Source organism: Kordia antarctica, assembly GCF_009901525.1.
Taxonomy (GTDB): Bacteria; Bacteroidota; Bacteroidia; order Flavobacteriales; family Flavobacteriaceae; genus Kordia; species Kordia antarctica.
In genome coordinates, this window is the sequence record NZ_CP019288.1 from 3533133 (window position 1) to 3556701 (window position 23569).

The 23569-nt window shown below is 34.4% G+C and carries 19 protein-coding genes; 9 read left to right on the forward strand and 10 right to left on the reverse strand.

The features are described 5' to 3' along the window. Positions 1-116: 116 nt before the first annotated feature. On the reverse strand, positions 117-1229 hold the full coding sequence (gene dinB / locus IMCC3317_RS14690) for a DNA polymerase IV (protein WP_160130249.1): 1113 nt from the start codon (positions 1227-1229) through the stop codon (positions 117-119). A 117-nt stretch (positions 1230-1346) separates the two neighbouring features. Between dinB and IMCC3317_RS14695 the strand changes: the two genes are divergently transcribed. The 6 genes from IMCC3317_RS14695 to prfH all read left to right on the forward strand — a co-directional run bounded on the left by IMCC3317_RS14695 (position 1347) and on the right by prfH (position 7066). Beyond that, positions 1347-1823, forward strand: a complete 477-nt coding sequence (locus IMCC3317_RS14695) for a CYTH domain-containing protein (RefSeq protein WP_160130250.1) — start codon at positions 1347-1349, stop codon at positions 1821-1823. Beyond that, positions 1816-2343, forward strand: a complete 528-nt coding sequence (locus IMCC3317_RS14700) for a YciI family protein (protein ID WP_160130251.1) — start codon at positions 1816-1818, stop codon at positions 2341-2343. The genes IMCC3317_RS14695 and IMCC3317_RS14700 overlap by 8 nt, the downstream gene beginning before the upstream one ends. Positions 2344-2624: 281 nt before the next feature. After that, positions 2625-3506, forward strand: coding sequence for an endonuclease/exonuclease/phosphatase family protein (locus tag IMCC3317_RS14705; RefSeq protein WP_160130252.1), 882 nt, complete (start codon positions 2625-2627; stop codon positions 3504-3506). A 740-nt stretch (positions 3507-4246) separates the two neighbouring features. Continuing rightward, a complete protein-coding gene (locus IMCC3317_RS14710) occupies positions 4247-5644 on the forward strand; it encodes an RtcB family protein (RefSeq protein WP_160130253.1) in 1398 nt (465 codons plus the stop codon). 256 nt (positions 5645-5900) lie between these two features. Continuing rightward, entirely contained in the window at positions 5901-6455 is a 555-nt protein-coding gene (locus IMCC3317_RS14715) for a hypothetical protein (RefSeq protein ID WP_160130254.1), read from the forward strand. Positions 6456-6469: 14 nt separating this feature from the next. Further along, the gene (prfH, locus tag IMCC3317_RS14720; protein ID WP_160130255.1) at positions 6470-7066 is read left to right on the forward strand and encodes a peptide chain release factor H; all 597 of its coding nucleotides are present in this window, start codon (positions 6470-6472) and stop codon (positions 7064-7066) included. A gap of 123 nt (positions 7067-7189) precedes the next feature. Here prfH and IMCC3317_RS14725 read toward each other — a convergent pair whose 3' ends face one another. Both IMCC3317_RS14725 and IMCC3317_RS14730 read right to left on the reverse strand, forming a co-directional pair. Then, on the reverse strand, positions 7190-7492 hold the full coding sequence (locus IMCC3317_RS14725; protein WP_160130256.1) for a hypothetical protein: 303 nt from the start codon (positions 7490-7492) through the stop codon (positions 7190-7192). A gap of 13 nt (positions 7493-7505) precedes the next feature. Beyond that, positions 7506-8621, reverse strand: a complete 1116-nt coding sequence (locus IMCC3317_RS14730) for a TolB family protein (protein WP_160130257.1) — start codon at positions 8619-8621, stop codon at positions 7506-7508. Between the two features lie 44 nt (positions 8622-8665). On the opposite strand from IMCC3317_RS14730, the gene IMCC3317_RS14735 reads away from it, so the two are divergent. After that, positions 8666-9946, forward strand: a complete 1281-nt coding sequence (locus IMCC3317_RS14735) for a M20/M25/M40 family metallo-hydrolase (RefSeq protein ID WP_160130258.1) — start codon at positions 8666-8668, stop codon at positions 9944-9946. Between the two features lie 146 nt (positions 9947-10092). Next, positions 10093-10227 (forward strand): hypothetical protein, encoded by a 135-nt coding sequence (locus tag IMCC3317_RS23795; protein WP_262887045.1) that lies wholly within the window; start codon positions 10093-10095, stop codon positions 10225-10227. A gap of 73 nt (positions 10228-10300) precedes the next feature. On the opposite strand, the gene IMCC3317_RS14740 is transcribed toward IMCC3317_RS23795, so the two are convergent. Then, positions 10301-10495, reverse strand: a complete 195-nt coding sequence (locus IMCC3317_RS14740) for a hypothetical protein (RefSeq protein WP_160130259.1) — start codon at positions 10493-10495, stop codon at positions 10301-10303. A 78-nt stretch (positions 10496-10573) separates the two neighbouring features. Then, positions 10574-12247: an AraC family transcriptional regulator gene (locus IMCC3317_RS14745; protein WP_160130260.1), complete on the reverse strand. Its 1674-nt coding sequence runs from the start codon at positions 12245-12247 to the stop codon at positions 10574-10576. 473 nt (positions 12248-12720) lie between these two features. Between IMCC3317_RS14745 and IMCC3317_RS14750 the strand changes: the two genes are divergently transcribed. Continuing rightward, the gene (locus IMCC3317_RS14750) at positions 12721-12966 is read left to right on the forward strand and encodes a hypothetical protein (RefSeq protein ID WP_228054810.1); all 246 of its coding nucleotides are present in this window, start codon (positions 12721-12723) and stop codon (positions 12964-12966) included. A gap of 42 nt (positions 12967-13008) precedes the next feature. Here the strand turns inward: IMCC3317_RS14750 and pbpC are convergent, their stop codons facing one another. The 5 genes from pbpC to IMCC3317_RS14775 form a co-directional block, all read right to left on the reverse strand. Beyond that, positions 13009-15363, reverse strand: coding sequence for a penicillin-binding protein 1C (gene pbpC, locus IMCC3317_RS14755; protein WP_160130261.1), 2355 nt, complete (start codon positions 15361-15363; stop codon positions 13009-13011). A 295-nt stretch (positions 15364-15658) separates the two neighbouring features. Continuing rightward, positions 15659-15970 (reverse strand): antibiotic biosynthesis monooxygenase family protein, encoded by a 312-nt coding sequence (locus IMCC3317_RS14760; RefSeq protein ID WP_160130262.1) that lies wholly within the window; start codon positions 15968-15970, stop codon positions 15659-15661. Next, positions 15967-16851, reverse strand: coding sequence for a hypothetical protein (locus tag IMCC3317_RS14765; protein ID WP_160130263.1), 885 nt, complete (start codon positions 16849-16851; stop codon positions 15967-15969). Before IMCC3317_RS14765 ends, IMCC3317_RS14760 begins: the two co-directional genes overlap by 4 nt. After that, positions 16848-22385 carry an alpha-2-macroglobulin family protein gene (locus tag IMCC3317_RS14770; protein ID WP_228054812.1) on the reverse strand — a complete coding sequence of 1846 codons (5538 nt, stop codon included), beginning with the start codon at positions 22383-22385 and terminating at the stop codon, positions 16848-16850. The genes IMCC3317_RS14765 and IMCC3317_RS14770 overlap by 4 nt, the downstream gene beginning before the upstream one ends. Before the next feature lie 106 nt (positions 22386-22491). Continuing rightward, entirely contained in the window at positions 22492-23538 is a 1047-nt protein-coding gene (locus IMCC3317_RS14775) for an isoaspartyl peptidase/L-asparaginase family protein (protein ID WP_160130265.1), read from the reverse strand. Positions 23539-23569: the final 31 nt, after the last annotated feature.

A 23569-nucleotide genomic window follows, 5' to 3' on the forward strand; every position in this document is an offset into this window, starting at 1 on the left:
TGGGACCACTACTTAAAAACAAAAACCTTTCAGGAAACTGAGAGGTTTTTTTATGCGTAAATGTCTCTGGGCGAGAAGTTTATACCAAACTTAAAATCAATAAACGAGTTCAATACTTAAAACTCAAACTTCAACTGAACAGAAATACTATTTTTTTGTTCAGTTTTTTGTTGCTTCTTTTCTTTCTTATCTGTATTCAAATTATTCAAAGAAATTCCCAACAAACGCACGGAATCTTTCGGTTTTTCTTGATACAATAATTCTTTAGCTGTTTCCAGAATAAGATCTTTAGCTGAAATATAATACGGAATGGTTTTGCTCCGAGTTTGTGTCGTAAAATCACTGTATTTTATCTTTAATGTGATGGTTTTTCCAGAAACATCATACTTTTTCAAACGTCGTTCCAGTTCAGTGGCGATATTCTCTAGCTTTTCTAACATAAAAATTTCGCTGGTCAAATTATCTGAAAACGTACGTTCGGCACCAACCGATTTTGCAATTCTATTAGGTTTTACAGTACTTAGGTGAATTCCGCGCACCACATTAAAATAGAAGCTTCCCGATTTGCCAAAATGTTCCGTCAAAAATTCAACATCTTTAGTTTTCAAATCCTTTCCTGTGAAAATTCCAAGTTGATACATACGTTCTGCAGTCACTTTTCCAACGCCGTAAAACTTACGAATATCCAATACTTCTAAAAAACCCAATACTTCTTCTGGCGGAACCGTTTTTTGTCCGTTTGGTTTATTATAATCGCTTGCAACCTTGGCAATAAACTTATTAATGGAAATTCCAGCGGAAGCTGACAAACCAACATCTTTCAAAATTTTAGCACGAATTTCTTCAGCAATCATCGAAGCACTCGGATTTCCTTTCTTATTCTGCGTCACATCCAAATACGCTTCGTCAAGAGACAAAGGTTCCACCAAATCAGTATACTCGTAAAAAATAGCGCGAATCTGTTTAGAAATCTCTTTATATCGATCAAATCGTGGTGGCACAAAAATCAACTCAGGACACCGTTTTCTGGCTAAAAATCCGCTAATGGCACTTCGCACACCAAACTTTCTAGCTTCATAATTAGCCGCGCTTACAACGCCACGTTTAGATCCTCCGCCAACTGCGAGTGGTTTTCCTTTCAAACTCGGATCATCCAACTCTTCTACAGACGCATAAAACGCATCCATATCCACGTGAATAATTTTTCGTAAAGGGAAATCAAACTCCATATTCAAAATTATGATATCTTTATGTCATATCTATATTGAAACTGCTAAAAAAGAAAATGAAATTTTATCAAATTTATTTCAATGTAAATATGATATTAGCACTCTATACCAATATTCATGCAAGAAATAGAACGAAAATTTCTCGTTAACAATTTACAATTCAAAGAAGAAGCCACAAATTCTTTTGAAATAGCGCAAGGTTATCTCAATACACACGCCGAACGTTCGGTAAGAGTTCGGATCAAAGGAAATCAAGGGTTTTTAACTGTTAAAGGAAAATCTAACGAAAGTGGCACAAGTCGTTTTGAATGGGAAAAAGAAATTTCTACCGCAGACGCAACACAATTATTACAACTTTGCGAAAAAGGAATCATTCAAAAAATTAGATACAATATTCCTGTTGAAAATCATACTTTTGAAGTAGATGAATTTTTTGGCGAAAATGAAGGATTAATTGTTGCAGAAGTCGAATTACAACATGAAGATGAAGCGTTTTCAAAACCCAATTGGCTTGGCGAAGAAGTCACAGGACACCTAAAATATTACAACTCACAACTCAGTAAAAACTCTTATAAAACTTGGCATCATGAATAAATATATCTTTATGTTTTTTGTTGTACTCTTTTGTTTTGCATGTAAACAAAATCATGAAAATGACGAACACGCACATGGAAAAGAACACGATCATACTTCTGAAAAACCCCATGAACAAGACGCAGATAAAAAATCTACAGTAGTGTTAAAACAAGAATTGCTCAACAAAGGTTTCAAAATTATTGAATTTGTAGATCAAAAAACAAAAGATACCGTTTTGATGCAACAATACTTTATGGCATTCTTGAAAAAAGGAAAAAATCGTACGCAAAATAAGCAAGAAGCAGACAGTTTGCAACGACTTCATTTAGATCATTTAGGCAAAATGTACGACTTAGGCTTTGCTGATATTTCTGGACCTTTTGGCGATTTGGGCGACATTCGCGGAATTACTATTTATAATGTACCAACTATTGAAATGGCAGACAGTTTAGCAAATGCAGATCCGATGGTAAAATCGGGGCGATTGGAAATTGAAATGCATCCTTGGTGGGCAAAAAAAGGAGCTCCGTTGCGATAACACTTCGACTCCGCTCAGTGTACCACATTCCTGCGTTTCAATAGTAAGTATAACTGAAATTGAAGCGGGAATATAAATAATTTCCAAAGTCTGTTTTTTTGTCTTTTATGCAGTCTAGAAAGATAATTACGTTAAGAACTTTTGAAGCCTTGGAAAAAATTTAGTAATTATTTTTCGGTTTTCTTGTTTAGGACAAAACAAGAAAAACACCTCATAAAAGTGCCTTTTTTTTTGGTTCGTTTTCTTTGGGCAAACAAAGAAAATGAACATAAAAATAAAACATGAAGCTCCTATTCTACACCAAAAGATTGTTACAACTATTGCTACTTTTAGCAATACTAATACGTTTTACCATAAAAGATATGTTTCATATATCTTCGCTACTATTTTATGCAACGCCGCTTCCGCTGATTGTACTCGGATTGTTATTTTTACTAGTATTTATAAAGGCTTCCGCCAGAAAGTACTATGCAATATTCGCGTTTGTATTGTTAATTTTTTGGTTGAAAAGTAGTTACAGAAGTACTTCGTTTGAAGACACTTCAGAAGCGTTAGAAGTTGTGGTGTGGAATGCATACCGAACAGAAAACTTTGAAGATGCCTTTGAAGTCAGCGAAAACATACCAGATGTTATGGTTTTGGTAGAATGTGATGCGTACGATTATGAAAAAATCAAGGAAAAATATAAAAATTACTACTTTGAACTGAATCATCATGAAATTGGAATATTTTCAAAAACACCCATCAAAATTTACTACGATTCAACGAAAGCAATCGGCGTCCGAATGGTTCATTTTGAGACAAAAAACATACATTTTTACGCCACAGATATCTCAGCAAATGTGAGATTTTTTAGAAAACCTGTGCCGAAAGATATCTTATTTAACATAAAAACAGATGCAAAAACAATCATTTTAGGTGACTTTAACATGCCATATGAGTCTATGTTTCTAAAAAATTTCAAAAAAAAATACCAACATGCATTTACGGAAAAAGGAAACGGATTTCGAGAGACTTGGTTTTGGAATATTCCGTTGCTTTCGCTAGATCACATCTGGGTTTCCAAAGATTTAGAAATTCTAAAAGTTGATAAAATATTAACGACAAAATCGGATCATGCAATGTTGAAAATGTACCTCAAAAATGACTCAGATAAAAAATAAATTTGGAAAATAGAAAAATGATCTTCTATATTTGCAAACATCAAAACGAAATAGAAAAAACAAATATTAATAAAAAACTTTAAATGCAAAACGTAAAACTTACATATCGAAAAGGTGCCGGAAACATTCCGACATGCGACTTTGGTTTTACCAGTTGTATCTTCAAATAATATAGATATCACATCCTAAAAAACCCGAGTTCATAAAAAACTCGGGTTTTTTTGTGCATAATTTTCAACATATGATCAAAAACAGACACATACATATCGTAGCAATACTTGGGAATGCCAAGCTATTGTTCGCATTAGAACCAAACTATTCTTTGAGATAAAGAATATATATACGCAGTATAAAAGCTCGGTTCTACCTAAGAATCGGGCTTTTTTAGTGAAGCTCAATTTTGAAAAGCCTGAAAAGGCGTATTCAAAATTGCAAGCTGAACTAATCCCAACGCAGGTTGGGATCTTGTGAATTTTTCACAGATATAAATTGATAGTACAATTATCAATTGAAGAAGAATGTTTTGAGAAGCCTGAAAGGCGCGCATAAAATTGCTAGTTGAACTAATCGCAATGAAGATTGGGATCTTGAAAAATTTTAGAGAAGTAAAATAAAAGTATAATTATAAATTCAAAACTTTAAAAATAAATATGAAAAATGTAAGGAGTTATTTTTTTGACTAAAACTCGGGAGTGTGTTTTTAGTCGTTTCACAACAAATACAAACTATAAAAATAAAAAATGGCAAAATTAAAATTACGAGGCAAAGACCTCATCGAAATAGGATATCCTCAAAAGGGAAAAGTAATTAGTATTGCAATTGATGCGATGTTAAAACATTACAGACGCGAACGAAAAGACAAAGTAATACAGCGTTTAAAATCAGTACTTAAAAATCCTGAAAAATATTTGGGAGATGGAATTTTTGGCAAAATCGCTGAAGAATTGACAACTCCTGTACACATAGAAGCAAAACAATTAGAAACGAAACGAGCGCCGTTTACCATATTTGGCGAAAACGGAATTCAAGAAGAAGCAAAACACCAATTATACACAGCGTTAAAATTACCAATTGCAAGAGCAGGCGCATTAATGCCAGATGGACATGCAGGTTACGGTTTGCCAATTGGCGGTGTATTGGCAACTAAAAATGCTGTAATTCCGTATGGAGTTGGCGTAGATATCGGTTGCAGAATGTGTTTGTCAATCTATGATATTCCAGCTTCGTATTTGGAAGGTCACAAAGACAAATATGTACATATGCTGCAAGAACATACCAAATTTGGCGGTTTTGAAACGCATAGAAGTATCAACGATCATGAAATTTTTGAGCGGACGGAATTTAAAGAAATTCCAACGGTAAAAAAATTGTTCAAAAAGGCGTATCGGCAATTAGGTTCTTCAGGTGGCGGAAATCACTTTGTGGAATTTGGAATTGTAGACGTTTCGGATGTAAACAACGAATTCAATGTTCCTGTCGGGAAATATTTAGGAATTCTGTCACATAGCGGATCGCGCGGAATGGGCGCAAATATTGCTAAGCATTACACAAAATTAGCAATACAACAAACGCCATTGCCTGGAGAAGCGAAAAACTTAGCGTGGCTCGATTTGGATACGCACGACGGACAAGAATATTGGTTGGCAATGAATTTAGCAGGCGATTATGCTTCGGCGTGTCACCATGATATTCACAAGCGTTTGGGAAAAGCATTAGGTTCAAGACCGTTAGCAATGGTGGAAAATCATCACAATTTTGCTTGGAAAGAAATCGTAAACGGAGAAGAATTGATTGTACACAGAAAAGGAGCAACGCCAGCACAAAAAGGTGTGTTAGGAATTATTCCAGGATCTATGACAGCGCCAGGATTTATTGTTCGAGGAACAGGAAACGTGCATTCGTTGCAATCGGCTTCACATGGTGCAGGACGACAATTATCAAGGCGAAAAGCTAAGCAAACCATCACGCAAAGTGACATTAAAAAACAATTAAAAGATCACGGTGTAACTTTGATTGGTGGCGGAATTGACGAAGCGCCAATGGCATATAAAAACATTCATCATGTTATGGCAAACCAAACAGAATTAGTGGAAGTTGTCGGAAGTTTTACGCCAAAAATTGTGCGCATGGATAGATAGCATATTTTTTTCATTCCCGTGAAGACGGGAATCTATTAAAGAGCAAAAAATTAAATAATGAAAGGTCATTGCGAGAATTTTGAGAAAATTCGTGGCAATCTGTTACTAAGTAAGCGATTACTTCGTCGCAAACTTCTCGTAATGACAAAATATTAACAAAGCAGTTCTCGATACACTTTTATTCTTTCATTTCAATCAAGAAAAAAAGCACTCGAACTGACGTAAAGAGAAAATTTAAACAATAAAAAAACATAAAATGTCAACACATACAAACGATATATTATTCATTCAGGCACTTGATAGTTACACCTATGACTTGGAACAATGTGTAGAAAAGTTACAATATGTTCTTGGAGGAAACGATCATGCAGGTGCCAATAATTTAATGGGAAGAATTTATCATGAGCAATTACACGATTATAAAAATGCGCGCGAATATTACCATCGCGCATTGTGTATAGATCATGAATATACAGAAACCTATTACTATTATCCGTTTTTGCTCATCGATATTTGCGATTATAAAGAAGCAATACACGTTTTAGAAGTTGGGTTTTCATTACCGCAAACAGATAAAGCACGCTTGCAGTATATAAAAGCAATTCTTTTTGAGAAGCAAGAACAGTTTAAAGAAGCTAAAAGGTGTTTAAAAAAATCAAAACATTTGGCTTTGAATGGCGAACACAGATATTTTGTTGATAATCAGTTAAGTCGGATTAATGGAAAACAGAAAGAAGTGAAAAAGTCAACTAAAAAGAAGAAAACAAAAAAAATCAGGTCTAAACTCAGATTTAATACGATGTTAGATTAAAAAAAATAGAAATTATGGACAATCAATTTTGGGTGCAAATTTCTTCAGGATCTGGTCCTGAGGAATGTTGCCTCGCCGTAAAATACTTAACAGAAAAACTAACCCGATTGCAAAATTTCACCTTTAGCGTTATTGAATTGGTAGCTACAAAGCATCAAAATTATAGTTCGGTTTGGTTACGAGCAACTGGCAATTCGGATGAATTTAAAAACCATTGGCAAGGAAGCGTACAATTCATATTTAAAAGTCCGTATCGTGCAAAACATCCACGTAAAAACTGGTTTGTAAACGTGCAAGTATACGCAGCGCCAACGCATGTTTCTTGGTCTCCGAAAGAAGTTCAAGTGAAAACTGCGCGAAGTTCAGGAGCTGGCGGACAACATGTAAATAAAGTAGAAACGGCAGTAAGTATTACACATATTCCAACAGGAATTATGGTACAAGCAAGCGAAGAACGTTCGCAAATTTTAAATAAAAAACTAGCATTTGCACGATTGGATATTGCAATTAAAGCTCAAAATCAAAAACAGCAGAAAGCGATGCAACAACAAAAGTGGATGCAACATAAACAGTTGCAACGCGGAAATCCTGTGCAAGTTTTTAAGGAATAATTGCTTTAATATATCAACTGAATTAAAAGCTGGAGTAATTCGAAAATAAAAAATATCATTATGAATTGTGTGAAAAAAATTATTCGAGAAGTAATTAAAACGACTTCTCGAATAGTTTATTTATTAACGTTGTTGTTGATCCGTAAAACAAAGATCTTCTCCAATATAGATAGCAGATTTACATAGTACCGAAGCAAACGAAGTTGTTGGTATTAATCCACCCTTTGCTGCATCAGCATTTAATACAGAAATTGAATGCTTTTTTAATTGCATTTTTTTAAGACTTTTTTTCATGAGTATATAATTTAAAGTATTGGTTTCTAAAAATTGATACTCAAAGAAAGTTGAAAATACCGATACTTCAAAAAAGTACTTCTCTTGATTTATAAATTGTGTAGATATGTTTTGCCTTAAAATACTAGGCAAAGTTATAGAGTTGCTATTCCTGCCATTCTACTATGAAAAGATTGGTATCTCTTCCGCCGCCATTGTTTCGGTTAGACGAAAAAGCTAATTTTTTTCCATCGTTTGAAAACACTGGGAAAGCATCAAACGTTTCACTATGTGTAATGCGTTCTAAACCTGTTCCATCAAGATTAATCATGTATAAATTGAATGGGAAACCACGTTCGCTTTCATGATTAGACGAGAAAATGATTTTTTCTCCAGAAGGATGAAAAAACGGACTCCAATTTGCGTTTCCTAAGTCGGTTAATTGTCGCAAATCGCTTCCGTCAGCATTGCAAATGTATAATTCCATTTCGGTTGGCTGCACTAAACCTTCTGCCAATAAATCTTTGTATTCTTTGATTTCCGCTTTTGTTCTCGGACGCGATGAACGGAAGATAATTTTTGTTCCGTCAGGTGAGAAAAATGCGCCACCATCATAACCCAATTCATCCGTAATTTGCTTTACATCAGAACCGTCAATATTCATAGTGTATAATTCTAAATCGCCGCTTCTTGTTGAGGTAAATACAATTTTATCTCCTTTTGGCGAAACGGTTGGTTCTGCATCGTATCCTTTTTCGTTGGTCAATTGTTTTACAATATTTCCTTCTAAATCAGCAACAAAAATGTCAAATGAATCATATACTGGCCAAATGTACTTTCCGTTTTTACGCAATGGAACTTCTGGGCAATTATCATCAACCAAATGTGTAGATGAATAGATTATATGTTTGTTATCGGGCAAAAAGTACGCACAGGTTGTTCTTCCTTTTCCTGTACTTACCATTGGTGGAATTGTATCTTTAAAAGTATCATCAATATTCATTAAAAACATTTGATCACAGGAAACATTCCAGTTGGTATTATTGGATTGGAAGATTAATTGTTTATCGTCAAAACTCCAATATGCTTCTGCATTATCGCCGCCAAATGTAACTTGATGCATGTTTTTAAAATATTTCTCTTCTGAGAAAATTAATGGATTATCAGTAGCTGTTTTTACAGTTTCTTCTGATTCTGGCGTAGTTGTAGTGGTTTTTTCTTTTGTGTTTTCTTTACATGAAAAAACAGTACAAAGTAAGATTAAAACAAAAATACGTGTCATTGAGTGATACTTTTTTGATAGTTTTACACAAAAATAACTTTCTTATGCGCAACAAACCATTATTTGGAATTCTTTTTTTAGCAATGTTATGTTCTTGTAAAACAGAACGTATCGTAGAAAACCATCTCAAACAAGATGTAGAAGTTTTAGCAGATGATAAATTAAAAGGAAGAGCAACAGGAACTGAAGGCGAAGTCTTGGCAGCAGCACATATTTCAGATCGATTTAAAGAATTGGGCATTCTGCCGAAAGGCACAAACGGATATTTACAAGCGTTTACATTTACACCACAAACAGATCCGCATGCAGAAACGGTGTACAGCGAAGGAAGCGACAAAGAAACGATTACAGGAAGAAACGTGATTGGCTATATTGACAACAACGCCGAAAACACAATCGTTATTGGCGCGCATTACGATCATTTAGGAATGGGCGATGAAGGTTCGTTATATAGAGGCGATCCAATGGTGCATAATGGCGCAGATGATAACGCGAGTGGCGTTGCTGTTATGTTGCATCTGGCAGATCAATTAAAAGATAGAAATACAAATAATAACTACTTATTTATTGCTTTTTCTGGCGAAGAAATGGGCTTGTTAGGTTCTAATTACTTTGTGAAAAATCCGACGATTGATATTACAAAAATGAATTACATGATTAATATGGATATGGTTGGTCGTTTAAAGAAAAACAAAACGTTGGCTATTTACGGAACAGGAACTTCGCCTGTTTGGCAAGAAACTATTCAAAAAGCAAATGTTAAAGACACAATCGAGGAAGCAAATACTAATAACAGGTTTAGTTTGAAACTGAGAGAATCTGGTGTTGGACCGTCGGATCATACTTCTTTTTACTTGCAAGATATTCCTGTATTGCATTTATTTACAGGACAACATGTTGATTATCATAAACCATCGGATGATTTTGAAAAGTTGAATTATGAAGGAATGCTTCAAATTTCGAATTATATTTACAACGTCATTTCAGAAGTAAATTCAAAAGGAAAAATAGCGTTTACAAAAACTGTCAACGAATCGGATGATGCGCCAAGATTCAAAGTAACCTTAGGCGTAATTCCTGATTATTTGTTTGATGGAAAAGGCATGCGAATTGATGGAATTAGCGAAAATCGTCCTGCACAAAAAGCAGGTTTGCAAAAAGGCGATATTGTCATTCAATTGGGCGAACACGAAGTTACGGAGATAAATTCGTACATGAAAGCATTGTCAACATTTGAATATGGCGATAAAACCATTGTTAAGGTAAATCGTAATGGCGAAGTTGTAGAAGCTGAGATTACTTTTTTTGATAATAAGAAGAAATAGTTTCGCAATCAATTTCGAAATATAGTTGCGATACTTTTCACCCTAAAACCTACCCGTGATAATTTATAAATTACAACATACCTTCCTTTTTTTAGCTATAAATATGTGCTTACTTAGTTTCATAATTAATTTAAAAATATACAATTATGAAAAACAAAGTACAGAAAAACCGAGAAGTAAAAAAGTTGAATTTTAAAGTAATTAAAGTTTCTAAAGTAGACCAATCTAAGATTGTTGGTGGCGGATGGGAAGACTATTGGTCATATGTCTTTTGTATGTAATTAAAATAGGTTGTCTGAAAACTATAATTTTCAGACAACCTATTTTAAAGTTTATTTGGCAGTAATAGCTACATCAAGGTTTCGTTGCTGGTTCTCCACCAATAGTTGTGTTTGTACATTGAAAAGCATTCACAGAAGCACAAATTTCAGTTTTACAATCTTTTACAATGTCCGAATGTGCGATTTTATGAGTATCTGCGCCACCAACTATTGCGTCAGTATTTTTAAGATGCGAAATCTTTATTTTATTTAGAATAAACCTTTTCATAATTCTAGAATATATTAGTTAATATACTATCAAAGATTGCTATTTTTTGTAGGAATTTACAATTGTTGTCGTGACGATTTATGAATTATCACGGGTTTTATCAGTACTTTTCTGCAATTCTTTTACATACATAGAAGGATGCATTCCAGTTATATTTTTAAACACTTTTGAAAAGGTTTCTCTTCGTGCATATCCAAATTCTTCCGCGATAGCTTTGATAGAATACAACCTAATTTTCTTGTTGTTTTTTAAGGTTACTAAAGCTGTATTAATTCGGAGTTCATTTAAATATGCAGTAAACGATTGTCCTTTATAGGTATTAATTACGTGTGAAAGATAAGCAGTATTTGTTTTTAATTTTTTAGCTGTATAACTCAAATTACAATCTACATGCAAAAACTGTTGTTTCTTTTCAAACTTTTCCAACGCTTTTAAAATTTGTACAACACCTTCATCATCAATTGCTAACTCTGTTTTTTGCTTGTTGGAAGGAGCTGAAATTTTTGGAGTTTCAATCTTTTTTATATGTGCTAGAAGTTTATCAAAACGTTGTCTGTTTCGGCGTTGATTTCGTTTAAACAAAACAAAGAAAATAACAATGCAACTCAGCAAAATACTAGCAATAATATACAAATAATAGACAGTTTTTTGTTGTTTTTTGCGTTGTGTATTTACCTCAAAAAGCTCTTTTTTTAAAGTAGAAATATCATAATCTTTTATAGTATGACTCACTTTTTTATTAGCAAGATTATTCTCTTTGGTAAACGTTTCAAATAACTTGAAATTTTCGGTTGCTTTTTCAGCATCATTCTTATGAAAATACATTTTAGCCAAATGATAATAGACTTCTTCTAACTCAGGAAGCGAAAAATGTTCAGTATTGACCAATGTCTTTATTTTTTCGAAATAAGCAATTGCATTATTTTCATCATCTAATGCTTGATGGTTTTTTCCAAGATATAAATAAAACGTTACAAATTTTTGCTCTTGACTCAACTGTTTTATAGCATTTTCTAAAGACAAAGCTAAGGCTATACTTTGCTGATATTTCTGCTGTTGATAAATAATAATGACTTTATTTAAAGACAAATCTGTGTGCAATTCCAAATATGTGTTTTCGGGTATTTTTTGCAATCCTCTATTTGTATATACCAAAGCTGAATCAGGAATTTCCATTCGCAAATACGTGTCCGCAATAGCAAGATTATGAACGATTTCCAACCGATCATATTCAGTAGAATTTATACTTTTAATCGCTATAAGATTCTGCCCAAAATCTTCCAACGCGCCTGGAAAATCTTCAACCTGCTTTTTTACCAATCCTATATTATAGGTCATCACAATTAAATCTCTAAAACTATCAATTTTAGTTGCAATTTCCTTTGCTTTCAAATACTGCTCAATGGCTTTTTTATACGTTCCATTGGTTAAATAAATATTTCCTTTTTGCGTATAATTTTGCAACAATAAATCACTATCATTAATCTGTTGTGCTATTTCTAAAGATGCATCTGAAAAATCAATGGCTTCCGCCGAATTTCCTAACTTCGAATAAATATATCCTTTACGATACAAAGCTTTTGCAATACGTTGTTTATCCGTTCCTTTTAATGCTGAAACATATAAAGCGTCAACATATTTTTTTGTTTTTTTGGGAGTTGTGTAAGAAGAAATATATAGAGTTTCTAATTCTTCAAATGATTTTGTTGCCAAAGAATCTGTTTGCGCAACTGCAAAGGTTACACTACACAATAAAAAAAATGTTATGAAAAAAGACAGTTTCATATTTTGAAAGAATATTTCTGAATGAACTCGTTTAAACTTTTTAGCAAATTAAAAAAGTTTAAACGAGTTCGATATGTAAAATACTAAATTCTACGTCCAATAAGAAGAAAATTACTCCTGAATCTCAATAGTTCTTCTCGCTTCATTACCAAATTCGTCAACAACAGTGATTTTGTGAATTCCTAATTATTTATTTGATGGAAAAGGCATGCGAATTGATGGAATCAGTGAAAATCGTCCTGCACAAAAAGCTGGTTTGTAAAAAGTGAAATTGTGGAAGCTGCGATTACTTTTTTTGACTAGAAGAAACAGAAAACCTACAACTTTGTAGTCTTAAAGAATGTTGAAAGTTAGAATAAATAAATCATAAATTTAAAGTAAAAGCCTACAATTGTTTTATATTTTTAATATATTAGTAGTCTAAACCAAAATATATTATTATGAAAAAAAGAATTTTAGAAGTAAAAGGAGTTACTGAGTTAACAAAAAAAGAGCAAACGCTTATTAACGGGTCTGCTGGACCAATTGCGTTTTGTGGCCCTAATGGAGATTGCCCTCCTGGATCAACATGTGACGGAGATTATTGCTACGCTGATGGTGGCGGAAATCCTGGTGGTGGTAATTGCCATGAACCTACTAGGTTCTGTATACCTCCAGAAACTGGTTGTGGATGTGTTTACTGTTAAGATAATAAAAGAGATTGTTTTACTTTTTAGACAGTCTCTTTTTTACTCCTGAATCTCAATAGTTCTTCTCGCTTCATTACCAAATTCGTCAACAACAGTGATTTTGTGAATTCCTGCTGTTGGCTTCACTTCCATTTCGTGAATAGTTTCGGTAGTTCCTAAATAAGCTTCATCCAAATACCAGAACACTTTGGTTTCTGGAATAGAATGCGCCAAACGTAAAATCAGACCATTTTTACTTCCGTCAAAATCTTTCGGTAAAAACACTTTTACAGCTTCTTCAGGATACAAAAAGTCCATACTTTTTTGTCCTTCTGCGGTACAATCTTTCCGAAAAGGCGGCAATGTTTTATACAACGGATTTTTATTCTGATAATAATATTCCATCAATGGCGGCAACACAAACCAACTTTTATGCGTCATTTCACTCAATGGCTGACACGAAGAATTCACTTGGTAACGTTCGTCTTTGTCCAAATGTACCCAAATATGATACGGACATGGTTTTGTTTTCAATCCGCTTCGTGGAATAAACTGCAATTGCGCTTCTTCACACAATTCGGAAGCTCGGTAACCACTTTTTGAACAGATAGAAACTTCTTCAAGTGCGTCATACGGAACGTCAAACCAATCGCTATTTGGTAATACTTCAAAAATATCGAACAAAATTGGCGCTGCCGCAGAAGAGCCAATCAATCCTGGTCTGCCTTCGCCATCGGCATTTCCAACCCAAACGCCAACTACATAATCTTTCGTTGTGCCAATTGCCCAAGCATCCCGAAAACCAAAACTTGTGCCTGTTTTCCATGCAATTTGTTTGCTAGAATCGAAAAACTCCCAATTTTCTTCGCCTTCTGGTCTGTTTACTTCTTTCAAAGATTCGTAGGTTAAATACATAGAACCTGCGTCAAAGATTGTTTTTTCGCGCGTAAGCGTTCCAAAATCAACGTTTTCATCCAACAAAAAAGAAGGTTCACAAAATTCATTCGTAAAATATTGACTTGAGTTTTCGCCAAAATGTGTCAGCGTAGAAGAGAATGCAGCATATGTTTTGCATAAATCCCACAAATTACTTTCTGCGCCGCCTAAAATCAATGAAAGTCCATAATGATCGGCACTATACGATATATCTTTTAAGTTCAATTCTTTGAGATAATAATGAAATCTATCCAAGCCAAATTGTTGCAACATTCGCACCGCAGGAACATTCAACGAACGCGCCAATGCTCTTTTTGCCGTTACTGCGCCATCATATGTATCTGTGTAATTTTTAGGATTGTACGTTCCAATTTTTGTTGGCACATCAACGACTAATGTATTTGGTAACAAATCGCCAGCATCCAAAATTGCCGTGTACAAAAATGGCTTCATAATACTTCCTGTACTTCTTGGTTTGTGAATGACATTTACATCTTTTTGATGCGCTCTATCCGTTGGCGTATTTCCAACATATGCGAGTACTTTTCGTGTTTTTACGTCTAAGATTAATACAGAAGCATTGTAAATTTGATTCTGCTTTAATTCTTTGTAATGCTTCGCTACAATTGCGTTTGCTTCTTGCTGAAGATACGATTCTACGGAAGTCTGTACACGTTTTCCTTTGTGCGTTTCTGCAACTTTATTTAGCAAATGTGTTGCCGTTTGTGGCAATGCATATGGTTTTTGTGGAAGTGTTTCTTTAGTTGCCAATTCGTAGGTTAATTGATCAATAATTTCTTGCTCTTTTAATTTTTTGAGTAATCGATCTCTTTTTGCTTTCAGTCGCAGTTGATTCTTTCCAGGATAAATCAAACTTGGAGCATTTGGCAATACGGCTAACGTAGCATTTTCTGCCCACGAAAGTTCTTGCGGTCTTCTTCCAAAATAGCGCCAAGCTGCTGCGTCCAATCCGACAACATTTCCGCCGAAAGGCGCGTGTGAAGCGTAAAAAGTTAAAATTTCGTCTTTAGTATATCTAAATTCTAATCGTGTTGCGAGTATTAATTCTTTGAATTTCTCAACATACGAACGTTTCTGTCCTTTCCGAGACAATCGAATTACTTGTTGTGTCAACGTACTTCCGCCACGTTTTACTTCGCCCGATTCTATATTTTGCCATAACGCTTTCGCGATTGAAATCGGGTTGAATCCAGGATGATTATAGAAATATTCATCTTCAAACTGAACAATACAAATTTTGAATTTCTCTGGAACCGAATCTAGTTTTGGAAACCGCCATTGTCCGTCATCGGCAATTTTCGCGCCAAGCAAAATACCTTCACGACTTTCAATAACCGTAGAAGTTGGCGTATTAAAAAGTGTTTTTGGCAAACAAAAATAGTAGGCAATCAGTAGTATTACAAAGATTGCTGTTTTAATTTTATTGTTCTTTATTCTTTTGAAATTTTTTTCTAACAAAGTATTTTTTTAGATCAGTTCTATATGATTTTATCTTTTTCCGAAGTATAGTAAGTGTTTTTCGTTAAGAATTTTCGAAGCCTTGGAGAAAATTTAGAAAAATAGTTACGGTTCTAGTTTTTTCTTTTAAAAACTAGAAATACCTCTGGAAAAATTCCCTTTCTTTTGTTTCTTTTCTTTGGGAAAGCAAAGAAAATGAAATTAAAAAACCTGAAATTAAATATGTATCATAAAAACCATTTTAATATTTCTTAATTTTTAATTGAAGGGTTAAGTAAAACTAATATTATCTAAACTATTTTTCAAAACTATACTCACGCTCAACTTTACAGATTTTCACATTATAATACGCATACCAATTTTTAATGCCTTTTTGTTGTGCAACCAAATGATCTGTATGTTGTTTCCATTGCTGAATAGCTTCCAAACTTTCCCAATAACTCACGGTAATTCCGATAGCATTTCGTGCGCTGTCAATACTAATAAATCCAGTTTGATCTTTGGCAAGATTTTCCATTTGTTCCGCCATTTCGGCATAACCTTCCGTATCTTCTGTTTGAATAGAAGTGAAAATTACTGCGTAATATGGTGTAAAGTCTGTTTTCATATTTTTCCCATAAACCAATCAAAGCCATAGATTTCTCTATATTCTTTGGGTATTTTAGTTACTATAATATCTTTTTTGCCTTTTTCAATCCAAAATCTTTTATTTGATCGTATGATGTTGCCTGTTTTTTCTCCTAGCTTATTTTTTTGAAAAGAAATGAATTCTATGGTGTCAATAGCTTCTTCATTCCATTTGTATTTGTACATTTCTGTCTCTCCAAGATGTCCATAACAGATACCTTTAATTAGATGCTCTTTCGGTGAAAACGTTGGGTTGATAAAATGATAGCGATCAGAAAAACTTCTATTATCTTTTTTTAATATAAATACTTCGCTAAATGCTTTTAAACAGCAACCAGAACTACCATAGCCATTGATAACGAAATCCTTAAGATTATCACCATTAATGTCTTGAATTGTGTCAGAAATATACGTTATTTTCCAGTGTTTATTTTCCAAAACAGTTTCTATATCATTTTTCTTTATCACATATATATTATGATAAATTTCGCCCATATCACTTCTTGCAATTAATAAATGACGCTCTTTTTCTGAAAAGAGGTGACCAATAGATATACGAATTGTTACAGTGCTTAAACTATCTTCAAATTCTTCATAATGTGTTTCATAACGCTCTTTTTTAAGATGCGGATTTGCTTTTAAAATAGCGCGATTTAGTATGTTATACATTCTCATACTATAAGCATTTTTTTGCTCTTCAAGTTGTTGACTATTCTTCAATACTTGTTGCTCTTTCGTCAAAAACGGTTTCGTTTCCTCTTGAATGACAATAGACTTCTCTGTTTTGTCACCGTTTTTATTCGCGCAAGCATAACAAAGCAGTAACAAAAAACACAGCAACATATAAATAACTCGCATCATTTCACAACCTCAATCCATTGTCCTTTAGTACGCACAAAATAATCATTATCATACATCGCTTCTGCTTGAATTCCAGGTAAATAGTATCTTCCTAAATAGGAAGCATTCAGCAATACATTGAATGTTTTTGATCTTCTTCGTGGCAAATCAAAATAGAAATTCACACGATCATCTCTAATATCGGTATGTCTTGCTTCGCTTGATTCTGTATTTCCGTAATCGGTAAAACGTGTATTCACAATTTCCCAACCAGAAGGGAAAATCTCTGTCAAAGCAACATCGCCCAAAAAGATAGCTCTATCATTAGAAATAGTAACTGTTGCCATAAAATCAGTTCCTTGTTGCAACTTCGTTACATCAATTTCGTTTCCAGCTTTATCTTTATACGTCACTCTAATTGTTAAATGTCGTTTCTCAGCCAATTCTTCGCCAAGCGGTAATTTTCCAGTACTCAACACACGCACAAACAAAACATTATCTTCTTTGTTTTCAATTTGTAACGAATTTGCACCTTTTACAATAGTTAAATCACGTTGTGCAATTGCTTTAGAAGTTTCAATATTTTGCTGATTATTTCCATTACTGGAGAATTGCATTTTGATATTTTTACCACCATTTTGCGTCACCATTTTTCCCATTGCTAACAAACTATACGCGGTAGTTTGTGTACTCATCCAATCGCTTGAAGATAATCTTTTTGCAATTATTTTTGACATATCAATCGCTTTTTTATCTTTCAAAATCACCATTGTTTCCATTGCCATTGCACGATTTCTATCGATGGATCCATAGGTATAATCATACCGATTTCTTGAAGGTTCAAAGTTAATATTTGCCGTTTTTGCAATTTGTTCCCCTGCTTCTTTCTGTGAAGCCAATGCATACGCCGCCGCCAATCGCCATTTGGCATCGTTTGATAATTTATTGGATTCTCGCAATCGGTTCATGGAAGCTAAATCTGGATGACCAGCCAACGCTAACGTGTACAAACGATATGCTTGCGCTAAATCAGCATTGTAGTAATTATCGTTATTAGTACGCCATGCACGCGCTGCATTTTTCTGAAAACTAATCCATTGACTCATAAAATTGAGTGGTAATATATAGCCTTTCTTTTCAGCTTCAATCATAAAATGTCCAGCGTAACTTGTTCCCCATTCGTTGGTTCTATTTTCGCCAATCCAATAACTCAAACCGCCATTTGGACGTTGAAAATGTGCCAATCGTTTGATTCCTTTTTCAATATTACTTTCTATTTGTTGCTTTTTTGAAGTTGTAATATCGAAAATATCGTTTAAGTATAATTGCGGAAATACACTTGAAGTCGTTTGCTCAATACAACCGTGCGGATATTGAATTAAATATTCCATTCGCGAGGTGAAATCCATTGGCGGCAATGTAGAAAACTCTACAACTGCGGCGTTTGTTCCTGCAACGCCGAATGTATCAAAATTGAGTGTTTTAGCCGTTTTTCCATCTAAAGTAACTTCATGAATTTTCTTCGTAATCGGATTCGGATTTTCTACATCAATTTCAATTTTATAGGATGCTTTTTCGCCGTTTCCTGTGGCAATCACTTCTATAGTTCGAATGCCTTTTGCTTCGCTCACATCTAAGTCAAAATAGACCATTTTTTCATCTGGTTTATCAAATGTAAGTGTCTGGTTTGCGCTTCCAATTACAGAAATTCCGTCTTGCAATTTCAGTTGAAGCGATACATTTTTCACCTTATCTTCCATCGCAAAAACCGTCACAGGAAGTGTTACTTTTTCGCCTGGACTCAACTTTCGTGGCGCAGTTGCCAACACCATTAAAGGTTTTTTTACTTGCGATGATTGTTCTGCATTTCCATACGCTTCTGTTTCAGGGTTTCCTGCAACAACCATTGTACGAACAGCGCCAATATAATTTGGCATTTCAATTTTGTGCGACTTTGTTTGTCCAGCTTTGAGCTGAAAAGGACCTAGATACACAACCACAGGTTTAAAACGATTTGCTTTTTTGTTTTTAGCGCCATTTCCGCCATCGCCACCACCAACTGCAAATACTTGATCTATGTTTCCGCTAAATGCACCAATAATGTCATCATAAATATCCCAAGTGCGAACGCCAAGTGCTTGTCGTTGGTAAAAAACGTCCCAAGGATTTGGTGTTTTAAATCGAGTTAAATCTAATAAACCTTCATCAACAACGGCAATTGTATACGTCATTGCTTTTTTGTTTTCTTCGCTTACTTTTACCGTAAATGATTGTTCTGGTCGCAACGTTTCTGGTACGGAGATTTTAGGTTTTAAAATCGTTAAAGGATTTTCTACCAATATTGGAATGACTCCGTATAATCGAATTGGTAAATCGTTGGAAACGTTATCATGTTTTTGAACCAACGAAATATTTACAAATACATTTGGTGCCATTTCTTCTGTAATCGGAATCGTTGTCGTGGTTTGCTCTTTTGAAGTTTTTACCCATTTTGTACTGAGAACTTCTGTGCCATTTTCGACACTTACCAATGCGCGTCCGCCTTTTCCAGAAGGAAACGTAATCGTAGCTTTTTCGCCAACATTGTATGTTTCTTTATCTGCTGCAAAAATTAACATTTTCGCCGCTTCTGAGTTTCCGTCGTTGCTTCTGCGCCACCAATTTTTATAAAAATAAGTCGTCATTCCTGTTGCGTGACCACTTTTTGCGTCGTATACACGAATTAAATAACGCCCACGATTGTCATCAGGAATGTTGAGGTTAAAACTTCCTTTTCCGTTTGCGTCCGTATTGACTCTTAAGGTTTTATAGTGTTCATGATAGTCACTTCCCGAATAGGAAGAAAGGTCTTCATACGACGAACTCCACCACCAACGCCAGTTAATTTCATAGATTTTTACTTCGAGTCCGTTGCGTTTGATCGGGTTTCCTTTATCATCAACTGTAACGATATCAAATTTTTGATTTTCATCTGTATAAAATGAACCATATTGTTTTGGTTCGGGTGATTTTAATCCAACAAAAGAAATATATGGTGCAAAGTTTTTGGAGAATGCATCAATAGAGAAATCGCCGCCATTTTCAAATACGCGCGTTAAAAAAGAAGCGCGCAACATTCCTGGCGCTTTTTTCTCTACGTTTATTTTTTTAGAGATTTTTACCAAACCATCTTCATCTAAATTTCCTTCGAACATGATAAATTCTTCTGCATTAAATTCACGTGTCGGATCGTTGAATTCATAGTTTGGAAATTTCTTGAAAGACGCTTTTGTATTCGTTAATTTTATACTGACTTCTGCTTTTAAATTTTTAGCTGGCGCGCCATGCAACCAAGCCGCTTTTAGTGTTCCTTCAATTGGTCTAGAATTGGCTAATATTTCATCGTCAAAATCAATATTAATTTTTAATCGATTCGGTTTTACTGTTTCTACTTTAAGTGTTTTAGAGAAATTTACGCCACCAACATTTACATTGGCTTCCCAATTTCCAGTTGGCGCTTCTGATGCAGTCGGAACCGTAAATTTATAGAAATTTTCTACGCCTTCCGTCAAGACGTTTTTGTAGATTAATTTTCCACGCGCATCCGTAACTTCCATTTTTACTGGATGATTTTTTGGAAGCGGACTTCCTTTGTCATTTAAAACAAATGCTAAGTGTAAGGTGTCGCCAGGTCGCCAAACGCCGCGTTCTCCGTAGATGTAACCATTAATTCCTTTTTTAATTTTTTTCCCAGAAACATCAAACTTACTCATGGACAACGAACTTCCATCATTCAGTTTTACGAACGTCATTTGTTTGTTTTTGGATACAATAGCAAAGTATGCGTTTTTGTCTGCGTCAATGGTAATTAACCCTTCAGTATCCGTTCGTCTTGAATAAATTTCTTGTTGTTGGTAATTGTATAAAGTTACTTTTGCATTGCCTACAGGATTTGTAGATAGAATGTCGCTTACCGCGAAATAGTACGATTTGTTTTCGCCTTTTTTTACAATTACACCTAAGTCAGAAGCTATTATGTTTGCTGTTAAGAAACGATCTTTTAGATAGTACGAATCTGTACAAGGATTTTCACGATCATTCCAATTGTAGCTGTAGTTTCGGAAATCATATATTTCGTTGTCCCAATATTCTTCTTCATTTTCGTCTTCATCTTCTCGGTTTTGGTAATAATCGCCGCGCGAACTTGCTTCTTCAGTTTTATCAGCAACAGCATCACAGGTATATAATGCATAGTCTTTTTTGAAACCAATTTCTATTTGATAAATAGCGCCAGGTTCTGCTTTGAATAGTTCTGATAAGTCAATTCCGTACGTTTTCCATTGTCCATCGTTTTCGTCTTTATTTTTGATAAGATTAATGGTTTTTTTGGCAACACGTCTTCCAACTTTACGAATGCTATACCGATCAATTTCGCCAATGCTATTATCTTGTAAAAACTGAAGCACATTTTTTTGGTATATTTTTACAATTCGCACATCTACAGATTTCAAGTTCATCGCTTGAAAGTTATACGTCAAATTTTTAGAATTTGGTAAAATAACACCTTTGCTAATGGCGCGTAATTGTGGTTTTTGTTGTTCGAATGAAATGGGTTTTGTGAAATTTCTTTTTAGTTTGAAACCTTCTTTGTTTTTGATTCCTGTAAAAACTTCCAACATTGTTGTGCCTGTAACTCTGTTTCCAGGATATACATTTAAAATGTTTCCATCAACAGCATAGGTTATGTTTTGTTGATCTTTTACAGTTACCAATCCTTCAAAGTTTTGATTTTTGAGTAATGGATCCGAGAAGTTAATACTGATTTTTTGTTCAGGACTTTCCGAAACATTTATTTCAATGATAGAAAAATTGTTTTGACCAGAAATGAGATACGATTTTGAACCTTTTGTGTCTGCACCAATTGATTTTCCTGTCCACGAAATTTGTATTTCCGAATCGTCAATTGGTCTGTTAATGCTGTCTATAGTAAATTCGTAGGTTGTATTATTCAACACATCAGCACTCCATTTTACAGCTAATTCCTTGCCGTTTTGTGTAGCTTTTAGTAAATCTTTTAGTTTATCATTCGGAATAACATCTGCGGAACGCAACATTCCGTTTAAGTATTGCCATTCCTTGGAATATGATTGTAAATCGTTGGTAACTATCGTAAAGTTTGGTGCAACAGTTTTGAACGCGAATGTATATTTTTTGAATTCGTCAGCAACATTTTCATAGATCTCATCTAATTGAAGCGTTACGCTATATTCTGTGTTTGGCTTTAGTGATGTTTCAGGTACAAAGCGCAAGGTTTTGTTGTTTTGAACAAACAGTTTTCCATTCACTCTTGGATTTATTTTTAGGAGCTTCACAGGAACTTCCTGATCATTTGCCCAATCGGTAACTTCTTTTTGCAATCCTATGATAATAGGTTCATTTACAGAAACAGTTCCAGCAGTTGTTTGATAAATGTAGTCTTTGAATTCAAAGATGTTGTCTGCTTCAGGACTTTCCGTTTTACACGAGAATAATCCAACAAATACCCAAAAAAGGATGAAAATAGTAGTGTTGCGCATGATGCTTTTTTTTGTAAAATAGGCAGACTTTTTCATAATTGTAGTGCTTAATGAGTATTCGTTGCTATGTATTTAGTATTCGTAAAGTAGTTGAAGTTTTCCGTTTTTACTCTTTGTAAATTCCAACGGTAATCGTTCCATTTTCATCAACTGTTGCTCGGTACATTCCGGCAGTATTAAATTCAGCTACTAAGTTTCCTTTTGCATCAATGGCAATAATTCCGCCATCGCCGCCCATATTTTTTAGTTTGTTTTGAATCACTTCTTTTGCAGCTTCTTGTAGCGACAAGTTTTTGTATTCCATTAAAGCAGAAATATCATACGCAACATTTGCTCTGATAAAATATTCGCCGTGTCCAGTTCCAGAAACTGCACAGGTTTTGTTGTTTGCATACGTTCCTGCGCCAATTATTGGAGAATCACCAATACGATTCCATTTTTTATTGGTCATTCCGCCTGTAGAAGTTCCTGCGGCTAAGTTTCCGTCTTTGTCTAAAGCAACACAACCAACAGTTCCGAATTTGTAATCGTTAATATATGGATCAACATAGGCACTTTTGCTGTCGTCTGAAAGATTTTGCTTCGCATGTAATAACGATTGATATCTTTTTTCTGTGAAGAAATAATCAGGATTCACAACTTCCAATCCTTGTGAAGCGGCAAATTCTTCTGCGCCTTCTCTAGCAAGCAATACATGAGCTGAGTTTTCCATAACTTTTCGCGCAGCCGAGATTGGGTTTTTTAAATTCGTTACTCCAGCAACTGCGCCAGCATTTAACGTTTTTCCTTCCATGATAGAAGCGTCTAATTCATTTTTTTCATTGTTAGCAAATACTGCACCTTTTCCCGCGTTGAATAATGGCGAGTTTTCTAAGATATGAATGGTTTGTTCTACGGCATCTAAACTTGTACCGCCATTTTGTAAAATTTCGTAGCCTTTTCTAGCTGCTTTTTCTAATGTTTCTTTGTATTGTGCTTCTAGTTCAGGAGTTAGATTCTTTTTTAAAATCGTTCCAGCGCCGCCATGAATGACCAAGCCGAAGTTATTTTGCGAAGGGTTAGAACTTTTAACTTCCTTTTTTGTTGAGGTTTCTACACAACTCGTCAATAATAATAATAATAAAACTGTTGTAAAAAAGACATAAACTCTCATAAATATTTTTTAATTAGTTAACATTTAAAAA

What these genes read in the sequence shown, in the direction of transcription:
- IMCC3317_RS14695 (WP_160130250.1), top strand. Translation starts at nt 1,347, where the DNA reads ATGCAAGAAATAGAACGAAAATTTCTCGTTAACAATTTACAATTCAAA.
- IMCC3317_RS14710 (WP_160130253.1), top strand. Translation starts at nt 4,247, where the DNA reads ATGGCAAAATTAAAATTACGAGGCAAAGACCTCATCGAAATAGGATAT.
- IMCC3317_RS14705 (WP_160130252.1), top strand. Translation starts at nt 2,625, where the DNA reads ATGAAGCTCCTATTCTACACCAAAAGATTGTTACAACTATTGCTACTT.
- IMCC3317_RS14740 (WP_160130259.1), bottom strand. Translation starts at nt 10,495, where the DNA reads ATGAAAAGGTTTATTCTAAATAAAATAAAGATTTCGCATCTTAAAAAT.
- IMCC3317_RS14715 (WP_160130254.1), top strand. Translation starts at nt 5,901, where the DNA reads ATGTCAACACATACAAACGATATATTATTCATTCAGGCACTTGATAGT.
- IMCC3317_RS14775 (WP_160130265.1), bottom strand. Translation starts at nt 23,538, where the DNA reads ATGAGAGTTTATGTCTTTTTTACAACAGTTTTATTATTATTATTATTG.
- IMCC3317_RS14770 (WP_228054812.1), bottom strand. Translation starts at nt 22,385, where the DNA reads ATGCGCAACACTACTATTTTCATCCTTTTTTGGGTATTTGTTGGATTA.
- IMCC3317_RS14735 (WP_160130258.1), top strand. Translation starts at nt 8,666, where the DNA reads ATGCGCAACAAACCATTATTTGGAATTCTTTTTTTAGCAATGTTATGT.
- dinB (WP_160130249.1), bottom strand. Translation starts at nt 1,229, where the DNA reads ATGGAGTTTGATTTCCCTTTACGAAAAATTATTCACGTGGATATGGAT.
- IMCC3317_RS14730 (WP_160130257.1), bottom strand. Translation starts at nt 8,621, where the DNA reads ATGACACGTATTTTTGTTTTAATCTTACTTTGTACTGTTTTTTCATGT.
- IMCC3317_RS23795 (WP_262887045.1), top strand. Translation starts at nt 10,093, where the DNA reads ATGAAAAACAAAGTACAGAAAAACCGAGAAGTAAAAAAGTTGAATTTT.
- IMCC3317_RS14700 (WP_160130251.1), top strand. Translation starts at nt 1,816, where the DNA reads ATGAATAAATATATCTTTATGTTTTTTGTTGTACTCTTTTGTTTTGCA.
- IMCC3317_RS14760 (WP_160130262.1), bottom strand. Translation starts at nt 15,970, where the DNA reads ATGAAAACAGACTTTACACCATATTACGCAGTAATTTTCACTTCTATT.
- prfH (WP_160130255.1), top strand. Translation starts at nt 6,470, where the DNA reads ATGGACAATCAATTTTGGGTGCAAATTTCTTCAGGATCTGGTCCTGAG.
- IMCC3317_RS14750 (WP_228054810.1), top strand. Translation starts at nt 12,721, where the DNA reads ATGAAAAAAAGAATTTTAGAAGTAAAAGGAGTTACTGAGTTAACAAAA.
- IMCC3317_RS14765 (WP_160130263.1), bottom strand. Translation starts at nt 16,851, where the DNA reads ATGATGCGAGTTATTTATATGTTGCTGTGTTTTTTGTTACTGCTTTGT.